This window comes from Paenibacillus sp. 2RAB27 (assembly GCF_052115445.1).
Lineage (GTDB): Bacteria > Bacillota > Bacilli > Paenibacillales > NBRC-103111 > Paenibacillus_E.
Genome location: NZ_JBFRGR010000010.1, coordinates 164,173 through 186,107, shown reverse-complemented (window position 1 = coordinate 186,107; position 21,935 = coordinate 164,173). Strand labels below are relative to the sequence as shown.

General features: G+C 48.0%; 10 protein-coding genes. 1 reads left to right on the top strand and 9 read right to left on the bottom strand.

Annotated features, from left to right (window positions below):
* The first annotated feature begins 52 nt into the window (after positions 1 to 52).
* Positions 53 to 3,184: a S8 family peptidase gene (locus tag AB4114_RS16545; RefSeq protein WP_441989433.1), complete on the top strand. Its 3,132-nt coding sequence runs from the start codon at positions 53 to 55 to the stop codon at positions 3,182 to 3,184.
* A 311-nt stretch (positions 3,185 to 3,495) separates the two neighbouring features.
* Here AB4114_RS16545 and AB4114_RS16540 read toward each other — a convergent pair whose 3' ends face one another.
* The 9 genes from AB4114_RS16540 to AB4114_RS16500 all read right to left on the bottom strand — a co-directional run bounded on the left by AB4114_RS16540 (position 3,496) and on the right by AB4114_RS16500 (position 21,826).
* Entirely contained in the window at positions 3,496 to 5,184 is a 1,689-nt protein-coding gene (locus AB4114_RS16540) for a hypothetical protein (RefSeq protein ID WP_441989432.1), read from the bottom strand.
* 37 nt (positions 5,185 to 5,221) lie between these two features.
* Positions 5,222 to 7,339, bottom strand: a complete 2,118-nt coding sequence (locus tag AB4114_RS16535) for a phage tail protein (protein WP_441989431.1) — start codon at positions 7,337 to 7,339, stop codon at positions 5,222 to 5,224.
* A 498-nt stretch (positions 7,340 to 7,837) separates the two neighbouring features.
* A complete protein-coding gene (locus tag AB4114_RS16530; protein WP_441989430.1) occupies positions 7,838 to 10,072 on the bottom strand; it encodes a putative baseplate assembly protein in 2,235 nt (744 codons plus the stop codon).
* Between the two features lie 59 nt (positions 10,073 to 10,131).
* Positions 10,132 to 13,206, bottom strand: coding sequence for a baseplate J/gp47 family protein (locus tag AB4114_RS16525; RefSeq protein ID WP_441989429.1), 3,075 nt, complete (start codon positions 13,204 to 13,206; stop codon positions 10,132 to 10,134).
* Between the two features lie 49 nt (positions 13,207 to 13,255).
* Positions 13,256 to 13,657, bottom strand: coding sequence for a GPW/gp25 family protein (locus AB4114_RS16520; protein ID WP_441989428.1), 402 nt, complete (start codon positions 13,655 to 13,657; stop codon positions 13,256 to 13,258).
* A gap of 33 nt (positions 13,658 to 13,690) precedes the next feature.
* Positions 13,691 to 14,416: a phage baseplate assembly protein V gene (locus AB4114_RS16515; protein ID WP_441989427.1), complete on the bottom strand. Its 726-nt coding sequence runs from the start codon at positions 14,414 to 14,416 to the stop codon at positions 13,691 to 13,693.
* Positions 14,416 to 15,504 (bottom strand): phage late control D family protein, encoded by a 1,089-nt coding sequence (locus AB4114_RS16510; RefSeq protein ID WP_441989426.1) that lies wholly within the window; start codon positions 15,502 to 15,504, stop codon positions 14,416 to 14,418. Before AB4114_RS16510 ends, AB4114_RS16515 begins: the two co-directional genes overlap by 1 nt.
* 4 nt (positions 15,505 to 15,508) lie before the next feature.
* Positions 15,509 to 16,135 carry a CIS tube protein gene (locus AB4114_RS16505; protein ID WP_441989425.1) on the bottom strand — a complete coding sequence of 209 codons (627 nt, stop codon included), beginning with the start codon at positions 16,133 to 16,135 and terminating at the stop codon, positions 15,509 to 15,511.
* Positions 16,136 to 16,279: 144 nt separating this feature from the next.
* On the bottom strand, positions 16,280 to 21,826 hold the full coding sequence (locus AB4114_RS16500; protein WP_441989424.1) for a hypothetical protein: 5,547 nt from the start codon (positions 21,824 to 21,826) through the stop codon (positions 16,280 to 16,282).
* Positions 21,827 to 21,935: the final 109 nt, after the last annotated feature.

The window sequence follows — 21,935 nt, the reverse complement described above, 5'->3', positions numbered from 1 at the left end:
GAATCTATTATTTCGTATTCATATTACATCTTACTAGGGGGAAGTCATGGTTTTGCATAAAAGAAAGTTACTCCTTGCACTCGTTTCACTCTTTACCGTCTTCAATCTTTCCCTTGGCACACTCGGCTATGCTCAAGAACCGAATGATCTAGCCAGCACATCCACTGCGCCTTCCTTCAATGAGAACGACATCGTTCCGGGGAAGGTGCTTGTGAAATACAAGCAACAGCCTGCTGCTAACGGTATACAGGCATTGTCCGCGCACTCCGCTTCTGCTTGGACAACGCTCAATTTCAGCGATGAGCAATCTGTCTCAGATAAGGTCGCTGAACTTCAAAAGGACCCGAATGTGGAGTATGCAGAGCCGGTTTATAAGGTGCATTTGATTGCGACGGATGTATCACCCACTGTCTCACAATCGGTCTATTCTGGAACTGAGGGATATAAGCGGACTTGGGGGAAGCTTGCGTCACACGTCGATCAAATGGGTACATACTCCAACCTCACTCAGAATCAGAGTGTCAAAGTGGCCGTGATGGATACTGGTATTGATATGACACATCCAGCTCTACAAAATGCTATAATCCAAGGTCAAGGTTACGACTTTGTAAATAATGATAACAATGCTCAAGACGATAATGGTCACGGCACACATGTTTCAGGTATTATTGCAGCGCAGCCTTATGGCGGCGCCGATGTAGGTGTCGCTCAAGGCGTCCGAATTATGCCACTTAAAGTTCTTGATAGTACTGGTGGTGGGGATACGAGCTATTTGTACCAAGCTTTCCAATACTTGCAGACCCATCCAGTTGATGTGATCAATATGAGTTTGGGCAGTTATGGAAACAGTAAAGCCATACATGACATTATTAAAACAATTCATGATCAAGGTACTGTGATTGTTTCAGCCGCAGGCAACGACAGTAACAATTGGAAGAAGGATGAAATAGGTCAATACTCTACGCAACCTTGGGATACTACAGATACCCACCGTACTGCCTATTTTACTAGCTACCCAGCAGCCTATGAAGAAGTGATAAGTGTTGGTGCTGTAGCCCAACTTTCTGATCTAAGCTTTGCGATTGCGGATTTCTCTAATATAGGCAAAATAGATGTCGTCGCACCCGGCGTTAATATCTATAGCACAATTATTGGCAGCAGCTATGATTATAAGTCAGGAACATCCATGGCTACGCCTTTTGTTACAGGACTGGCTGCTTTACTGAAAGCTGCTAATCATAATCTGGAGGCAGAAGACATTCGTCTCATTCTTCAGACGTCAGCACAGCCAACCGCTCTACAATCGTTGCAGGTAAATATCTATGAACCATCCATCCACTATCCATATAACTATGTTTCGCAAACGATGGCTTATGGTACTGGTCTCATTAATGGCATTCGCGCATTTGAAGTGCCTAGGCTAAAAATCACTTCGGTTCCTCCAGCTGCGAATTTCCCAACCAATCCTACAGTCAATTATGACTTTAAATTGGTCAATGTTCAGAATAGCGTCGTCAATGTCACCTATTCAGTGTACCTTGAAGCGAGAGCTTTTAATGCAACGACAGATGACAGAGAGAAAGATACAACTTATGACTTTGTTGCACCTGCTTGGGATCACCTTCAAATAGGTCAAAAAAGATTAACAGCTACGATGGCAAATAACGATCCTGTGCATGACTTTTATATTTTCGGGACATGGGAAGAACCCGCTCCTTCTGGTGGCGTTTATATTCACCGTTCGAACKCCTTTACTTTCTACAATCCACCAACTGCACCACAGGTTAGCTTAGCTCCTGGAACGTACAAAGGAACTCAGAAGGTTACCCTCACCTCTTCATACACGACTGGTACCATTTATTATAAGCTCGAACAGGCAAATAAGGCCGCACTTATTTCTACTTTTCCAATAACAGGTGGTGAGCTATCACTTAGTGAAAATACTAACTTAACTGTTGCTACTAAACATAATAATGTATTCAGTAATGATGCGTACTATCAGTATACGATTACCCCTGTAGGCGGTGGCGGCGGTGGTGGTGGAGGCGGCGGCAGCTCACAACAACCTCCCTTCCTCAATGCCGATGGGAAAATGGCGTATGAGTTCAAACCAGCACACGTTGATTTATTAATCTTATTAAATAAAGCTTTGTCAGACTTAACCCTTGATGCCAAAACGAAAGAAAATGTGGATGTCCTCTCCGTCGAGATGGATGCTGATATTGTTCAAAAAGCTTCGCAAATGAACAGACCCATCGTTATTGCGGCTAATGATATCAACATGCAGATTCCACCAAATGCTTGGCCGATCAAGCTTTCGACTGGCAAAATCCTATTTACATCAAGCAAAACCAATACATCCATCCCGAATTTCACTTCAGCATCCGCTACTTATGATTTCTCTGTAACCGAGGATGGGTCGAAAATTAATTCATTTGCTTCACCTGTAAAGGTTACTATTCCTTTTGATGCCAAAAAGGTCAAAGATGTTCATAAACTAAGCGTTTATTTCTATGATGAAGCACAAGGTGCTTGGACGCCGATCGCCGGCACTCTTAATTCGGATGGCACCATGACGGCTTCACTTGCCCATTTCTCCAAATATGCTGTTCTCGAGAAGCAAAACGAGACAATCCTTAAGGACATTAAGGATCATTGGGCACAAAAAGAAATTGAAAACCTGGCTGGCAAAGGGATTATCGATGGTATCGATCAAGACTCCTTCCAACCTGATACAACATTAACAAGAGCACAATTCGTCACCATCATCGCTAAAGCATTAAAATTACAAGCAGGTAGCAAAACAGACATATTCCAAGATGTTTCCGCGGATGCTTGGTATCAGAATTCCGTCTATGCCGCCTATTCAGCGGGTATTATTAGCGGCATGAGCGAGCACACCTTTGTTCCGGATGCTCCTATCACACGGGAACAAATGGCTCTCACTATGGTCAACGCTTATTTACATGCCACAGGCAAAAAGCTTGAAGATCTCGTCACCACACAAGAAGTCAAATATGCCGACGAAGGCACGATTAGTACATGGGCTAGATCCTATGTCCGAATCGCTTCTGCCCTAGGCCTACTCAGCGGAACGACAGGAGGACAATTCGCACCTGCGGATAACGCCTCTAGAGCACAAGCAGCGGTTGTGATTTACCGTTTGTTGGACAAAGTACAATAAGGGCTGCGCTCTAAGCCCAACTACACAAGATGGCATCCCCCGTATCCTAACGGACATGGGAGGCGTTATTCCGCACTATTTGCTCCTTTTTCTGATTTTACGGACAGCAACGACGCTATCCCACCATTTTGCTAGTCCAACTTGTTCCTTTTTACCAAATAGCGTCACACATGTCCGTTATCACCGTGACCGCCACCGTATACGAGAAATAGCGGCAACCATGTCCGTTAAGAAATTGCCTCTGACGACACCGCGACGTCAAAAAGACCGTCCGAACAAGGCTCACTTGTTCAGGACGGTCTTTTTGCATGCTACTCCGCGTCACTACCTGCCGAAGCCGCTTCTCTCATAGCTGACAACGCTTCGTCCAAGGAATCGCCGCTTCCGCCACTACCTTGCACGACGCCTGCCATCTCCGCACTGTATGCCCACCAGCGCACACGTACATTGCCTTGCTCACCCGATTGCTGCACTTTCACGCCGATACGGAATGTACCCTTCTGCGGGTACGCGATTGTTCCGATCTTCACCTCAGGTGCATCTGGCTCAAACTCACTACCTTTGAACACTTCCGAAGCCCCGCCATATACGCGGTCTCCACTAGAAAGAATATCCGAGAACGCATTGCCGCTTTGCTCTTCTAAGCTTGTGATGATCAACACATTTCCCTCGCCGAGTCCGTGTACAATCTCACCTGAGTAGAAGCTCTTCATCGCACGCCCGAATGGTGAAACGGCAATTTTCGTGAAAGGTTCAATCGGTATGTCGACATACCCGCTTACAATGCCTGCAATCCCGCTGCCACCGCCAGCTGGAATACCTAGATCAAAAGACAACTCGCTGATCAAGGGGTTGTAATTGACATTCAGCTCTGGCATTTGTCCCGGAGCCAAGGTTTTCACTTTGGACTTCGTTACGAATTGACCCGAGGTTTCTTCCCGATACTGACTGGCTTGACCGAGTCGGTACATAACGGACGTATTGTAGACGTATTCACCGAACGGTACTTGCTCAACACTTTCTATGACATAAGTCGGTCCGACTTGGATCAAACAGATTTTGGCCAAATAAATGCACGGCTCCGATGGAGCTTCCAAAGATGCTTCCAAGGATTGCTTCACGAAATCCGACATTAACCGCTCTTTCACCGCTTCGTTCACGATGCTAATCTCGCCAATGGATTGCGCTTGCAGCTCGAGTTGTCTATCATCCAGCTTCAAAGCCCCAGTTCCCGCTTTTACACCGACGGATGCTTTCGCCGCAGCCGTACTATCGGCACGAAGCAGCACCTTCATTTCATATTCGCTCTCTTGTGCATCTTGTGGCTCTTGGAACACAATGGTCGTCCCGTTGATCGCCTCTACACGATGAGCATCAAGCTCATATTGGAAGGTCATTCTGCCCGCTTTCAGCGTTTTCTCAAAACGCAGTGTCATCTCGAACAATTGCCCCGGATTCACATAGCGCGGTGTCGTTTGCAGGACGCGTACCTGCTTATCCTGATACAGTACAACCGTCTGATCTGACAGCGTAGCCAGCGGCAATGAAGCTGGGTCTGGTGCATCCTCCCGGATGAACAGACGATAGCTTTCCAACACACGATTATAATCATTAATTTCGTCCGAACGGACGGAAGAGTTCGCTACAGCGTGGACGGGCTCTTTTTCTTTTTCATCATAGGCAATACACAGGTAAACGTTCTTAGCATACTGATTATTGCTGAACCCATCCATCATAGACAGCTTCATCGTCATCGGAGATGGCACGACAATTTCCCGTCCTAAGGCATCAATGGCGGCACCCATTTCGACCGAAACAGACTTCTCATCCACCGCTACAACCTGCAAGCCAGTTACAACACCAGAACCATGTAGAAGTCGGTTCATCATTCTGCGTTTATCGTTAAAATACTTTTGCTCGGACTCGAAATCTCTGACCGTCAGCAGCTTCCCATAGAAATACCGATTACGTTCAAACGGGTAATAACGTGATTTTTTCATAACGATCCCCTCACCTTCTCTGACTCAATTTCTTTTATTATTCGATTTCGGAATCTAGTCCCAAGCGCGTATGTATATCCATCCGTTTATCACGATCCACATCAATCAGCACCGTATTGTAAGGCATCGACGAGCGCTGATCGAGGGTTAATAAAGTAGGCTCAGACAAGTACGTATTAATACCTAGGTAGGTATGCATATCTGCATACATCCAAGGCTGCAGCACAATCAATTTGCCCTCGGTATAAGCAGGCTTCTGATCTTCAATAATGTGCTCAATCACTAAGCGCTGTTCATCTGTACGCACACTTTCTGGCCTCAGCAGTACACAAAAGGTGTAAGGATTATCGCCATATAACTGGGTGAAAAGCTGCCGCAGCTCTGACGTTTCTTGCATTTGCTTAAATTGAAAATACTCCAATATGAATGGCTCAGCGCCCGTGTAAATGTGGAGCATATTCATCAAGCCCTCGCGCGTTCCCCGCAGCTTGTATAGCTCTGGTGCTCGCTTGATCAGCTCTCTCAGCTTCTTCTCGCCCCAAGCCTCGTGCTCCGTAATAGCAAGCCAACCGCCCAACCATTCCAAGTACGGTCCCGACACCGCATCCGGATCAAAATGGCCCGAAATCCGATCAATCGTATCCTCCATATCGTCAAAAAACGTACTAAACATCGCCAGGAATCGCTCCAAGAAAGGGCTATGCTCCTCATCCTGTTGATACATCGGCGGCAAATAAGCGATCAATGAGGTGCGAGGGTAATACACCCTCAACTTGCGAATAAACGGTGATTTCTGCTCACTGCCGATCAGCTCGATTTTGAACCAGAGATATCGCCCCTTCGCATTCATCAGCAGCGCATCTTTGGGATTCAGAATCGGCTCTGACCAAAGGTCGCGCGTCGCTCTTAGCTTTTCTTTGACCGAGATATCTGGATCCGTGAAATAGCTAGTGAGATTTACGTAATCCCCGTCCACCATCCCTTCACTTTCATCCGAGGCATAATACGAAAACCGAACCTGCGTCTCCTCTGGGATATCTGCTTCCAACCGTATTTTGTGCCACGTCGTCTCCGTCTCCGTCGTATCGAGATCCGCAGAGAAGTACACGGCCTCCGGTAATTGCGTGTCCTCCAGAAGCATCGTTCGAGCTCGAAGGTCCAGCAAGCTAATCTGACCGCTCATTCGATCGAACACGTACAGGCGATTGCGCCCATCCCGTACTAATTTATCCGTTCGTCCACGGAAGCCTGTTACCTTATCCAAGGTGGTACCGTTGCCGCGATATTTTAAAATAAACCGCTCCGTCACACCCTCTTGCTGCGCGTAACCGCTATCCCCTATATAGAGATTATGATTCGTATCAATGGAAATGCCGGCAAATCGCCCCTCCTGCTCCAATTGGAAATGGAACGGCTCTCGCCCATCTTCATGGAACACCGTAACCGACCGAAGCTGGTTATCCAGCAGGGCAATCGTGCCATCTGCCGCCGCAGTAAAATAGCGCTCCTGCAGCTTCGAAATCGGAATGGCCTCCGGCATACGATGGGCGTCATGTTCATACACACGTATCACCTCACCAGCCGAGTTCCACTGTATTATGCCAATCCGACCGTCCTTCGGGACTTCGGGACTTCCATTCATACCAACCGCAATGTCCAAAGGAACCGCTATAAATAGCGTATTCGCAGTTTGAAGCTTCGTATTCAGGGATAGTGGATATAAACTCATACCTTCCCAATCTTGAACCGCCCACATGGTCTGACCATTGGAGATGGAGTAGACAGCAAGTCTTCTCTCCGTGCCCTCGGTCGCATCCGCAATCACTAGAAGATCCGACATCGATGCAAGCATCGCTTCCGAGCTGAATAGGTCGTGACCATGACGAAACAGTAATTCCCTGTGTCGACTTTCATCATCGTAAATCCACACATTCGCTGACTCATCCAGCAAAATTAGCTTCCGCCCAGGCCCTACTGTCATGTCGCGAATAGGCGGAATCCCTTCAAGCTCATCCGTGCGAACGATGCGATGAATGCTGTACTTCTCCGACTGCTGAATCGAAAAACCCTGCTCCACCATATGAACATTCGCATCAAAGCCCTCTTCCCAATCCATTTTCTTGTTTAGCGAAAAAAACGTTTGTCCATCCTGCATCGTTCGTCACCTCTTTTCTATGGTTTACTTCAACTGCTACCTCAACTTTAACTACTGTTAAGTGCTAGGCTACCTACTTCTTTAGCTACTTAACTATCCACACTACTTCTACTTCTACTTCTACTTCTACTTCTACTTCTACTTCTACTTCTACTTCTACTTCTACTTCTACAACTACCTCTACAACTACCTCTACAACTACAACTACCTCTAACTCTACCGCTACCGCCTAACCTGTTCCCCGTCGCCCCAAACAAATTAAATGGATTTTATGTAGCTAATTTTGCTGATTCTCCCCACTTAGGAGCATTAGATGGATTTCCTACAGTTAATTTCCGCCAAAATCCATCAAACCGCCAATCTTGCTCATATTAGCTGTACTTTTTTCATCTAATCGCTAAGTCCCAGGAAATACGGCAAAATTAGCTGTATATTTCACATCTATTTGAAAGCTAGCTACTCAACTGAGCGCTAATCATTCATTTTCCAGCTAGGCACCTACAAATCTGTCTGACTGATCGTCTCGATCTCATGATTGCCAGAGTAGACTAACGCATAAGGCGGGATATGAATATCCCCTGCGCTGTCCTTGTGGAAGCCCGTGCCTTCGGCATCGAGCCAAATATCCTGCACATAGACGACACCTTTGATGCGGGAAATGACGCCGTAAATATCTCCCTTATACACGGTTCGCCCAAAGCGCCAGCCCTCCGCACCCTGCCCATGATCCATAGGTTGAAGCAGATTTTTGAGCTCGAGCGCGATGCGCCGTTGCTCGTTCTTATACTTCGGTTCCATCACCACAACGGCGTGGACGGTGATCTTAATATACTCCGCTGGAATGACATGCAGCTCCGTTGTCAGAAGCCGATGCCGATCCAGATGCAGCTTGATCGTCTGCAAGAAGCCTTTGCCAGCCTTCGGCTTGTCGCTCTCGCTGTAAGGTACAACCACCACGGTCATCTGCGCCGGCGCCGATACCCGCGGGAAATCCCGCATTCCCGGCTTATACAGCGGGATTGCCTTCACCCGCGCGACGCGGAGACCCGGCGCCGCCTTCGCGAGCGCCTCGTAGTCCTCGGCGGTCACCGCGCGCGTTGGCGCAGCCAGCTCGCGCTGCACGCGCAGCTTCGCTTGCGCGAGCGTCTCCGCTTCCAGGCCGCCACGCGCCGGGAACGGATTCGTCACGCTCACGCCTGGCGAAGCCGTGAACCCCGTCACGAGGCCGTCCTTCACGTTGCCTCGCACGCCCCCGCCTGCCTGCAAGGCCAGGAACCGAATGTTCGGTTCCCCGGACTTGCGCGGCACTAACCCCGCTTCGTTATTCCCGAATCGGATCGTGCCTGCGGCGGCGTCGTAGACGTAGTGGCGGTCCGCCCCCTTCGAGTTATCGAAGTCATCCACGGCCGTCCAGTCGTCCCAGACGAAGACATCCTCGCCCCGCGGGCGGGAGCCAACCTGCAGCAGCATGCTGCTAGGCTTGTACAATCGCCCGCGGCTGATCTCAAAGGTCTGCCCAGGCAGACCTTTGCTGCCTCCCACATACCGGCTGTAGTCAAACTCAGCCGTATAAGCAACAAGCCGCACCCGCTGCGCACCCTGCGGCGGGATACTGCCGTGCACCCCGTCGCCGAAGCGAAGACGGGTCGTCCTACGGGCCGAATCCTGCTGCAGCTCGCAGCAGAGATCTGTTGGCCCGCAGGCACTTAAGTCAGCGACCGTGTGCCAGTCGCGCCAACGGCCCTGCTCATCCAGCACCTGTACAGTGTGCAGGCCGTTATAAGCAAGATACGTGCTCAACTCGAAGCTTTGCCTTGGCTCGCCCGAGCTGCTGAAAGCCGTCACCTCGCTAAAGGTTTCCTGCTCCACTGCCTTAACGGCATTGAGCGTGATCTTCTCAATTTTGGGAGCCAGCTCATAGCCGTCCTCCTCCAGTGTACAGCAGATCCAATAGCGGCCACGGTCATCAGCCGGATACAAGGACATCGGCTTCATCTCCGATGTGATGTAAAACTTAAATTCTCCGCTTTGCGATAGGTGAACTGTGGTATCGCTCTTTGCCTCAATCGGCAGCCAGCTCTCCGACTGCCCATCTCCACCTGCACCTGCGAATGACCAAGCAACTTTGGCTGATGAAATCATTGGCGCCATCTTCTCTGCATGATGACTTACAGTCACGGGATAGCGGTCAAACAGATTAAAATAGATCGAAACCTCGGTGTCCATTGGCAATGCCTGATCAAAACCGAGATACAGATGAGCTCCCTTGCGGGCATCAGCACCAAAAGCATAGTAAGCAATTTTGGCCTGATTGTTCGATGTATAATCGGCAGCCGCCGTTTCCGTACGTACGAGCACCTTCTCCAATGCAGCTGGAACTAACTGTACCGTTCCCATCGTCTCAAAACGCAGATCCATCGCGGACAACGGCGTCCCTTTAGGGAGCACAAGTTGATGCGTAGCGCCAGTAAACGTCACATCACATACTGCAGACACCGCATCGCGTGGACGAATTCCCAGCAGCTTCAGAAACTTGCGTTCACTGCGCTCCGTCACCCGATTTAAGTAATACTGTTGCATCTCCGTCATCCATGACATCAGCTCCAACAGCGTAATCCCAGGATCATGCTCATTCTCATCTGTCCATTCTGGGAATAGCTTCGGAATCGACTTCCGAGCCTCCATTACCATTTGTTCAAACATCCGGTCATCTAAATTGGGAATTGGCAGCACTTGTGCTCACCTCCTAAAAGTTTTCGTTTGAAAACTAGCATCGTAATATCATCTATTTCCTAAAGTACGTTCACAACCACCTTGTGCTTTCCGCTCACAATAATGCTATGTGGCAGCGAAGGCAGACGATTAACATCCAGCTCCACGCGCTCGCCGTCTTCAATTTTGAATACGGTCATATACAGCTTTTCGACATGGCTAATTGCCCGAATCGATTTCAACAACGCGTAAAAGACGGAAGGGTGAATCTGCGCACCGATGGCCCAACCTTTATTGTCAAAATTGCCCGTTAACGGGTCAAGGAATCGATTTAATTTCTCAATCGCCTGAATTTCCGTGAGAACGACCGTGTCCATTCCCTCAACAGCGACAATAGCTGAAACCGATATTTCCATATACACCGGCTCAATAACCTGCAAGCGTTCCGGGAAAGCAACCAGGCTTGAGGCACGCCCCAGAATGAATCGTTCTACTTGTTTTTTCAGCTCAGGAAACGTTGAACTGCCCTGTTGGCCTTCTTTTGGCAAAATAACAAGCGTCATCGCTCCGATTTCTTTCTGCATATACGCATTCCGATTCGGAATACACGTCACCTTCGCAATGTTCGGATAGGCTTCTCTAGCCAGCCACTCGTAATCTTTGGACGAAACAGCTCGGTTACGATGCTTCAACATCTCTGGCCCTCGGACTAGCGCAGACTCCAGTTTCTCGGCCTGACAGCCACCCGACGCGGGCTCAGGGTTATACACCTCACCCACGAAAGCAATCGAATCCTGCATCTGATTGATCTGACGAGCAGCGACATTGCCGATTTGGCCCATTGTAACTTGGTAGGTAACTTTCATTTGCTCGAGTCCGCCCTTCGGCGGGTGCATCCCGTGAACACCATCCCCTACACGTATGCGTCCAAAGGTATGATCAATCACATAATGCCGATCTCGGTTGCTCGATAACGTCAAATCACGAACAGAGGTCCAACGAACCCATACCTGCAGAATATTGCCCTCTGAATCCCGGCGAATGTCCATGAGTGGCGTTCCAGATAACTCGTACTCGGAGATATCCTCTTCTGTAATGAACTCCGTCTCATCCACCCATATTTCCTCAGATACGATTCCTTGTCTGCTGAGCTGATATTCCGTTTCTTCCAGTCCTTTGACCTCAGGAACTTCACCTGTAATCGTCTCCTGCTGGAGGACATGAACCGTATTTATATATACGCCTTGAATCGTCGGAATCTGTACACGCCCCGTCACATCATCATAGATATCATCCCGATTCGTAGCCCGAATCCAGTAGCCCTCTTGACCGAATAGTGAAGCGCCTGCATAATCAGATGGACCCACGAACTGCACTGTGCCGCTTTGCGTCAAACCATTCGTTTCATCGATAACCTTGAGTGCCACCCACTCCGGTGGCGTACCTGGGAGCAAACCTGCTCGCAAATACTCCCACTCTAACATAGGGACGTCATGCTCCGAGAATCGTTGTTGTTTGATCGAGACGAATATCGAAATAGGACCTTTCACAGGCGGTGTATCAAAAGAGAAACATAACGCTGGATGGTTGCCTTCCAAAGGCTGGAAAGGTTCAAATCCGCCTGCCAATTGACGGCTATGTTTGGTCCGTTCCTCGAAAACTGTGTTATTGAAGGACAAACAACGATCTGCTTGATACAGACGATCCTCATATTCGTACGTCAGAGCTACGTCGTCAATCCAAGGTGATAAATATAAAGCCTGCGCGATATACGCATTTTCGATATGTAAGATCCGTGCTCGGATCCAGCGATTCTCATTCCCGTTCACATAGGTAGCCTGAAGATCAGGCGGACAGCGGAACTCAACCTCCTTGCGAACCTTTTGCTGCACGGGGTAGTAGAAGAGCTTCTCCGCATCCTTGCCCACATCAAGCCGCACCCACGTTGTTCCGTTCCAATATTCCCAAGCCACTTGAAGAACTGTCACATGCACAACAGGTGCTTTATCGAACTTGTTCTTCTTCATGACCATTTTCCAGTCAACTTGATCTGCGTTTTCCGCCCCAAAACGATTCTCAATCGCCTGCAGCCCGAAGCTCAACTTAATGTCACCATTGGTTTTCGTAAACACTTCCTGACTGCCAATATAAAAGGAGCCATATAGAGCGAATTGATCACCAAATGGATAGAACCCCGAAGGATCCGCATCAATATCATTGTAAAACATTTGATCAGGCTGAATACCGCCCGTTTCGAGTGTATCTACATAGTCTGTTTTGAAAGAGATATGATCCATAGAAAGCCTGCTGTCCGCAAGCGTCGTACCACCAGATTGGAGTGGCTTTAATCGGCATTGAATCCAGCGACCGCTTTGGCCATTCACTTCTTTGAGCGCAAGCTCTTCACGGACACTTTTGAGCAAAATAACCCGATTGCCCTGCGCCTTGACGGCATCAAATGCTTTCCAACCATGGGCTGTTGCATACAGCCATTCCGTAAGCTCGGGATCTGCGAGTTGACTCACCATCCCGAACTCCTCAAACCGTTTCGTCGAATTACGGAATTCGATCTCAATCTGTGCCGGGTTGGTTACCGTGAAAAGGGAACTGTGCTCCAAATACAAGGCATGCGCCTGTAAATTGTCTCCATCCTGCAACCGGAATAGCTTCTTCGGCATCGCGTAACCTTGACGACTAGCAAGTAAGAAGTCATCCGTGATCCGGACAATGATATCCTGTTTACGACTCGTCACATACATACTCGAGAGAACGGCCGGCGTCAGCAAGGCGCTGCGTGCCGTTTCATATAGAATCGTATCGGCCTCTATTGAAGCGGCAATTTGTGTMCCCGCCGAAATAAACACAGATTCTTTCGTTCCTTCATTTAATGCAAATGTCAGGTAACTGCTAGCCGGTCTTGCTGGAAGCAGCGTGACATCGAACATGTTTAGAAAAGAGATCAGGTTCTTCGTCGGTACTCGATTCAATCGTTTAATATTGTCGTGAAACATATCCGCAAACATCAGGAATAAGGCTGAACCCGGATCTGGATTCTCAGGTGTAAATCGCCACTCCGGCGTATAATACGGCGCCATTTCCTTCATTTGGGCGATCAGATCAGGTATGTCTCTGGGATCAATTTTGGGAGGTTGCACAGCTCCACCTCCTCTCTGCACGTATCGTCATCGCTTCCGCATCCTCTTTCTATTTGGAACCTTCAAATAAATAAAACGGATAAACTTGGTTAAACAAGTTGTTCGTTGTACGTACTTGATAAGCAATATGAATCATGACTTTAGCGGGGTCATCCGCTTCTGGAATGGCTTTCACTTCAACCTCGTGAACCCTCGGCTCCCAGTTGCGAATGGCTTCTTCAATATTCGTTTGCAGCAAATGAAGCGTCGTATCATCGGTTAAACCGAAAATAAATTCCTGAACGCCGCACCCAAAAGCAGGGCGCATGACGCGTTCACCTTGTGTGGTGCCCAAAATGACGCGAATCGCTTCAGCGATGTCTTCCTCATACTCGGACATTCGGATTCTTCCTGTTGCAGGATCAACCTGAATCGGAAATTTCCATCCTCGTCCCAAAAATGCTTCCGACATCTCGCCACGCCCTCTCGCTAATTGATTTTGACACTAGTTAATTTTCACCATACTACCTTTGATGTTAATGATCCCATCTGACTTCAGGTCCAGTGTTGCCCCTGCCTTCAGCGCCATGGTAGCGGATGCTTCTATGTTAATTTGTGTAGATTTAATTTTGATTTCTTTCGTACTTTCAATGCCGACCTCGCCCTTGGCGTTCAAAGTGATCTTCGAAGTTTGGCTGACGACCGAAATTTCATTCGCCGATCCGCCTTTAATCAGAATCTTATTGTTCCCGCTGGAGTCAGCAATCGAAATACTGTCATCTTTGTCCTTTAGTTCAATGATTTGACCTTTTTTCGTCTTTAGCGTGATACTCTCATCACCGCTTTTATCATTGAAGGAAAGCTCATGACCGGAACGTGTCTTGATCATGCGCAGATCATTTTTATCTGCTGGAGGAGGAGGCATATTTTTAGGATTCCACAGCATTCCGATAACGAAAGGCATTCGAAGTTCACCCATATGAAAGGCAACCAACACCTCATCTCCCACCTCAGGAATAAAAAGACTGCCCATGTTTTTACCGCCCATTAACGTCGCGATACGGACCCAGTCTGTCTCCGTTTCGGTTTCTTGCATCGGCAGCTTAAGCTTCACACGCCCCATTTTATCAGGATCGGTGTTATTCGTAACCACAGCCACCATGACGCCGCCAATCTTCTGGCTGGCAAAGTCGGATATACCACCAATTGTTATATCGGGAGTTTTGAACATTAGACCGCATTCCCTCCCAGTTGAAAACGAGTTGTATAACCTTCATCATCGAAAATGTGGGTCGCTCCCGTAATATAATACGATTGGTCAAACGTCTTGCCAACACCACTGAGCTTGATATAGCGTCCGGCGCGAATCTCTGGAATCCCAATGCATTCCCCGCTGCCGCTAACCAGCTTCATAGCTCGGCGATTTAATATCGCATCTGCGTAGCTTTTCGCTTCCTCCACAGAAGTTACATTCGTATACATATGCTCGATGAATTCACCTTTTGAGCCTAAAATATCCTTGCCTGTTTTGCTGTTGCTTCCGAGCTTCGTCACGCTGGCAGACTTGCCTTCGATGACTTTTAATTCTTTATTATCCCAAGCTCGCACGGTTACACCCGTAATTTGCTCGGCTAAATTGTGATCTATCATTAAACTGCGGAGTGTCTTCCCCATTTCCAGCGTCATCACGGCAGTCATGGCCGTTAATGGCTTACGGAAATACAAATTTTTCCCCACAACGAAGAAATCATAGTTAACTAAATTCGCTAAATTTTGAATGAAGTGATAGTCATTGATCTGACTCTGTGAAAGTGCCGGAAATTCCGTTGTTGTGGCATCCACGTTTGTTTTGAACCCATATGTTTTGGCAATCTCTTCAACGACGTCACTGTATTTCTTCTTATTCCAAGAGCGAGACTTCGTCCCTTTCATCATGAGATAAGAAATATCCATCCCACGCACAACGAGACCAGGGGCGCCGTCTTCTGGAAAATCTACAACGACGGAAGTAATTTGTCCCGTAAAAACAGGTGTGAATTTATCTACATAACCTAAGCCAATATCAATGGCTTTACCTAATGTGAAGGTAGATAGCCATTGGAAATCATTCTTTGTAATATCGTATGCGTTAGCTACTCGAAAAGAAAAAGAGTCTGCCGTACCATCAATCGTTGTCTCCACACGTAGATTATCTAGTGCGATATCATCCGACAATTTCGTGCCATCCACTTTAATATCGTAATAAGGGGCGTAAAAATCACCATATTTTTTGGCCAGGTCGTCAAAGGTAAAAGAACTCGTATCCAGATCTAAGGCCATCGGCTTAATCCAACCGCGGAACTGAAATGCGGCGTCCCGTGGCTACTTTCATTGGATTATCGATCCCATTCGCCTTGGCAATTTCTCGCCACATCGTTGGATCCTCGTACTCATTAGCAGCTATCGTCCACAGTTGATCGCCTTGGTTAAGCATCTTCAACTTCGTTCGATCTGCCGAATGACGCGGAATTTGCTTCAGTTGATCTTTCTTGCTTAGGGTAGATTTAAACGTCACCTTCAGCTTAGCGCGAACTGGAATGCCTGTATCCAAGAACATGGTAAAATGCTGATTCACATTCACAACGACTCCCTTGAAATCCAAGGAGCCCCATACAAACCGGCAAAGTGGCGGTGCATGGATCTCCTTCTCAACATCAAGTAGTCCTGAAATTTTCGTCGTCAACTGACGGACGTCTGTCCCTTTTTCATAGGTGTCAAAGAAAAAATCCATGGTGAGTGACGACGTCCCCCCGCTCACGAATTGAGCGATTGGCATGGACAGACCCGGCACTGTTTTCCAAGAATACTCATTACCAGTGTCGATTGTATACTCGCCCGGATTGAACATGACCTGTACATTTTCGGTTTTACTGCCTTTGTGAACGATAATCATTGCTTTCTTGAGTGCCATAGGAATCTGTCCTTTCTGTCATATTGATATAAAATAACTGGCTACACCGTTTTCTTGGTGCGAGTACATTGTGATGGTGTTAGTCGGTTTTATCGACTAACTCCACTTCATATAGAGCTATATAGCCGACTTACTATGTGAAACTTATATACCTCGGCGTTGCCGTTCGAATTTCATTTTTTTCTCGATTTCGCGGTACACTTTGTCCGCGATTTTGGAGATATCTAGCTGTGGAAGCTGTTTAATCAGCTCTTTCAGCTGTTCTTCACTTAGCTCCGGCGGCGTCTGATCGACTGGCACTGTTGGTGTTGGTTCTGAGTCTGCGCTCGTTTTGGTGCGCAGCCAGTCCATGTCGAGCGGCGCGTTCGCAAGCTGACTCGTTGGTGCTTGTTTATGCTCCAGCATGCTGAGTGGTGAAGCGAGATGCTCTTGACTTGCTGATTGCATCGGCACGCTTATCATTGCTGTGCCTTGGTGGCTTGCGCCAATGGACGGCTGCTGCGTGCGGGACTGCATCGGCACGCTCATCACTGGCGTGCCTTGGTGCAGGTCGGCGCTGCCCTGCATGCCGCCGACGGTTCTGGCAAGCCGCTGCACCTGCGTGGGCAGCGGCTTGGTTAATGCAGCAGCAGCCCAGCCTTGGCTGCTGCTGTTCGTGATGCTGGCGCCGCTCAGCGCGCCAGCTGTTGCTGCGGCGGCTCCGCCAGAGGAAGCCGCCTGTATAAGACTGCCCGTCCCGCGGGCGGGCAGTCGGTGTTCCGCTGCGGCAGGCGAAGCCGCAGCCATCCCCGCAGGAGCAGCGCGAAGCGCTCCTGCGCTGCTCGCCAGCAGCGGCATGACACGCGGTGTCATGCTCGTGCTCTGGCGAGCCCTCGGCACGCGTGCGGCGCGCGCGACCGAGACCGTCTCTGCGGCCCGCGAAGCGGCCGCAGGCTCTAACCCTTGTGCGCGCTCTTCTACCTGCGCGCTCACCATTGCCCTGATGGTTTGCTCCGCCGAATCCACTTGCAAGCGTTCCGCTTCCAAGCGATGCTCCGAACCATGTGCTTCCCGCATAGGCGCTCGCTCACTGCCATCGACGACTATGCGTCGCTGAAGATGTTCGGCTTGCGCCCGGGTCCAGTTCATTGCTCTACGACTTGGTGATACTTCACCATCAGCCCCCTGCAAAACTCCTTGCCTGATATCCTGGGCAGATGCTTTATTGATTAATTGCCTAATTCTACTCTCACTCGCCCGTTGAATTAGATTGCCAGTACCAATACCTGCTGTACCTGATATCCGGTTCGAACTTCCCAACATATTCTGACTAAGCGTCTGATGGTTTGTAAGATCAACAGATCGATTAATCGGAGATGAACCTGTTGATCTACCAGAAGCGCGTTGCACGGAACGAATCGGCGCTGAATCAACCGTTCTGTCCATCCGTCCTTCAGTCCCACGTATAGCAACTTGTCCTGCATTCCGCCTAATTTCGTTCTCAGATGATCTTTGCACGAGATTTCTACGTGCGAATTCACTTTCACCTATTACTCTAGGTGATTGAACGTTGTCTGCTGCTTGATTAGCTCTTCTTACCTGAAGGCCGTTCGTACTCCCTAGTGAACGCTGAACGAGCTTTCCTAATACTGAGTTGCTTATACTTCTGGCTTGCAGGAGGTGTTCAAATTTGTTGTTCGGATTCGATTGTCTGCTATTTTCAACAAAAGTCGGTTGTTGTACAAGCTGCCCTCGCACAACCTCTCTTGCCGGCTGGTTAAATTGTGTGTCGACCTCGCCATCTATTCGGCTCAATTGGATCTGTGTAGCAGCATCGGAATTTTGTGGTTCAATATGTGCATCAGTCATTCTGCTAGTTGAAATTGGATTCTCACTGACCGAAAAAGCGCGTGCTCCTACTTCCCCTGTCACAGCTTCTCTTGTTCGTTCAACGCCTTCAACGCTATTCGACTGTCTCTCGTCCTTCAGATCMGCATCAGCTAACTGCTGCACGTTTCTTTGCTGTGCACCACTAGTCATTTCCAATGACTGCGTATCATGTGATTCACTAGCTCGTCTTGTTACCGTACCATTCTCGATTCGCCCGGCCCGTAGCGTAAGCTGACTTCTCATCCATGCACCAGTTGTGCGCGCAATCGTAGAATCACCCTCGCTGCTTGTTGAAGATGATTGGTTGCGAGAGCTAAGGTTTGGTTTTCGAGCTATAAACTGTCCTAAGTCGATTTTTCGCTGTATACTAGCTTGCTGCTCCTTCACCTGATTAACTCGAGATGGGCTTCCTGCTCTCCTAACTATATCAAGAGGAATATAACTAGCTGGCTGAACGATCCCAACAACCGCTGTTTCATTCGTTGGTTTGTCAGTAGCCTGTTCACTGACACTTGGTTGTATTTCACTTGCTCCCACAGCACTGTGAAGCCTATTCTCCCTCGACGCTTCTGTTGAAATCAGACTGCCACCCTCTTGCACCAAACTAACTGGTTGGCGTAATCTGCGTTGAAGCAACTGAGGGCCATTCATGGCCGCTTTGCTTGAATTCACGAAGGTCAAGCTGCTTTGTGCTACCTTTGCTGCGATTTCTGCAGCTAAGGTTTGGCGGATTGTCATCCCTTGTGGACCCGAACCTGCATGGTCCTCTCGTAAACCAGACTGTTGTGGATCTGCCATCCTGTTGTTGCTTATTCCGGATTGGCGTAAAGTAGTGCGTAATAAACGAACAACTTCTCTATTTTCTGTGCTTCTCTGTTGTATGGGTGTTGAAAGCAACGTTCCTATGGATCGAACGCTCGCTTCTGCCATTTTAGCTGAAATCTCAGAGGTTAACTTCTCAGTGGGTTGCTTGTCACTCACCACTAGCCTATTGCTTTGAATCTGGTCTTCTTGTTTAATCGGATGTTGTCTAGTTTTGTCTTCTTGTAACCCTTGTGTAGCAGCAGAAGGAAGGAATTCATCCCTCAATCTGGTCTCTACAGGAATTGCTCTTTGCGGTTTACTTTCTGATACATCCTGCTCTCGTTGGATAGGTAAGCTTTGACTATCTACGCTTCGATTTCCCTGCTGACGGTGCAGCCGATTACTTCCTCGCTGTTCCTTTCCAATCGATGTTCGACTAGTATTCCTAGGAACTATGGCGGATTCTCCTATGCGCTGATCTCTAAGCTTACTTGTAGATCTAGCCAACACATCTGAACCTATATCAGGCTTAACTACGTTTACTGATAATTGGGCTGAAGCCTTATTCGTTACGACTTGCAAGCCATCTTTGTTAACACTATTTGTACTCCTAATGGAAAAATCGTTATTAGAAGAGGGTTGTCTTTGTATAGTAACGAGCTGCTGCAACCAGTTCTCGTTGCTTTGAATTTTCTGAGCTTTTGGACGATTTTCCATAAGTGCAGGTTTTCTGTACACCTGACTTGGGTATGCTGTCACAACCTGAACAGGTTCGGATGCTACTCTTTCCTGCTCTGGCAATCCCACAGTCTCAGAATCGGATGTCGTCTTCTCTAAGGATTGCTCATCCATAGGAGTAGGCGCGATCTCTGAGGATCCAACGATTGTTTCTTTCGTTGTTTCTGTATTTGTCTGTTGGACGCTGCTATTTTTGCGTGGTCGTCCTCTTTTTCGCTTAACAGGTTGCTCAAGCGGTTGCAAAATCACGGACTCTGCAATATCCACACCCTGCTTTTGTTGCTCTAGCTTAGCTTGTTGCACTGGTTCTTCAAGGTTTACCTGCGCCCCTAGACTTACCTGAGGCTCACGTTGTAAGCCAACTACTTGGTTGTTTTGCGTTGCATGTAGTTCCGGCAATTCCTGATGATTCTCTCTAACTTGTCGCTGCTGAAAATCTTGTCGTTCCCGCTCACGCACTAGATTAGTAGTCTGCTCATTCTCTTGTGAAATTTGTGACTGAGCTTGCGTAAACTGTTCATGAGCTTCCTGCTGCTCTCGTGGTTCTACTCTTTGTATTCGTTGCAACACTTCTTGTTGCCCTTGCAATTCTTCCCGTTGTACCCGCTGTTGCACTTCCTGCTGCTCTTGCTGAATACGCAGTTGTTCGATCACTGGCGACTGACTTAATGCCGCTTCTTGTAGCCGTATTTCATTACGTTCTTGTTGTAATCTCTGGACGACTTCCGTTAATGTGCCTTGCTCTTGCAACACGTGTGAAGACGGCTGTGGTTTAGCGTCTTCCTGTTGATCACCTGTCGTACGCCAAATCTTCGTGCTCGTATCAACTCCCCTATTTCTAGAACGACTAGGAGTAGATGGGCTTGCAGAAGCATGCATAGATCTAGGTAACTTTGATGTTAAGCTTGCAGCATTTATCGCCATTGGTTGTAGGCTGGAAGAAAGAAAACCCTTCGCAATGGAAGATTCACTTCTTCTTGTGCGTATAGAGCCTTCCACCTGATCTTGCTCAGCGGGCTGTCGTTTGCTGACTTGAGCATCCTGCCCTTCAGCATGTTTGCTCAGCAAACTACGAATAAAGCGAACTGTACCTGGTGATGACTCTTCCGAAAAAGGACCTTCTCCCAGCTTTAACGATCTTCTAATTCCAATGGTTTGAGAATCTGTAGAGCTAGATCTTGGCATCTCAGAATCACTCATCTTGTGCGAACCTTGCTGTGTCAACCCGCGGTGACTCATTGGCGTCTGCGTTACCTCTTGCAAAATCAGTTTAGCCACATTGAGAAAAGAAGGATTCGACTGCAGCATGCTCTGCCTAGATAAACGGGCACCAGCCTCATCGTCATTTCGTCCCAAACTCAACTTCCCAGATTGGAACTGTTCAAGCCAAACGGAAGTACTCCGAATGGCTTCCACATGCTGAGCAACGTTAGAATGATTCGCCCTAGCTGTTGGATGACCATCCTGCTCACTTAAACGGACTAGACCATTATCCTTGTTGTCACGCAAAGTTTGTTTATATAATAAATTCACTGTTTTCTGGCTACTATTTGTTCTGTGACCTGTATGTTGAACGCCATTCACCATAGGGCTCGGTTGATTCATCTTGCTGCTTGTAGAATGAGCTAACATACCTATCGAAGCAACGAGCTGCCTCATCGAACGCTGCATAATCGGTGAGTTTCGTTTATTAACGACGTTAATTGTTTCTTGGTTAGACTGTGCAAGATTACGTTTAGCAGCATGAATCATTTCTTGTTCCGCTAGGATTTGGGCTGCTAATTCCTTCTCCTTCTTGCTCTTACGTCCCCTCTTCTTCTTGACAGGCGCATCAACGGCTGCAGACATATGTTCAGAGGACACTCTTTTATCATCCTGAAGACTTTCATCTATAAGGACTTGCTTTGGTAACCGATATCCACTTTGTTGTACTAATTTCTGAATTTGCTGAATCGTTTGCTGCTTTGTTATTAGAGGTGCTGATTCTGGATGTTTCAAGCTTTGCAGTTGTAGCTGTAATTGCAGAATCCATGCCCGATCATTCGGGTCCTTGATAGATGCTATTTCTTTGTCTGTCAGTAATCCCTTGCCCTTAAAAATAAGAGCAAACATACCTAAATAATTATTCCGATCGAATCCATACTTCCCCATAATGCCAGAGGCAAATTGCTTCGCTTGACGAGAAGTCTGGCCGACAGTATTCGTGCGTTTACCTTCAGCAAAGCGTAACGAACCCTTCTTCTTGTTCCCACGGGGTTTATGCGATTGTCGAGAGTTCATGAACAATCCCCCTAAAAGTTTTCGTCAGAAAACTGACTTCGTAAGCATAATCTTAAGTTTTACTGTAGCAATAACGTTCTGCGATCATCTTATTTCACGGAAAAATACG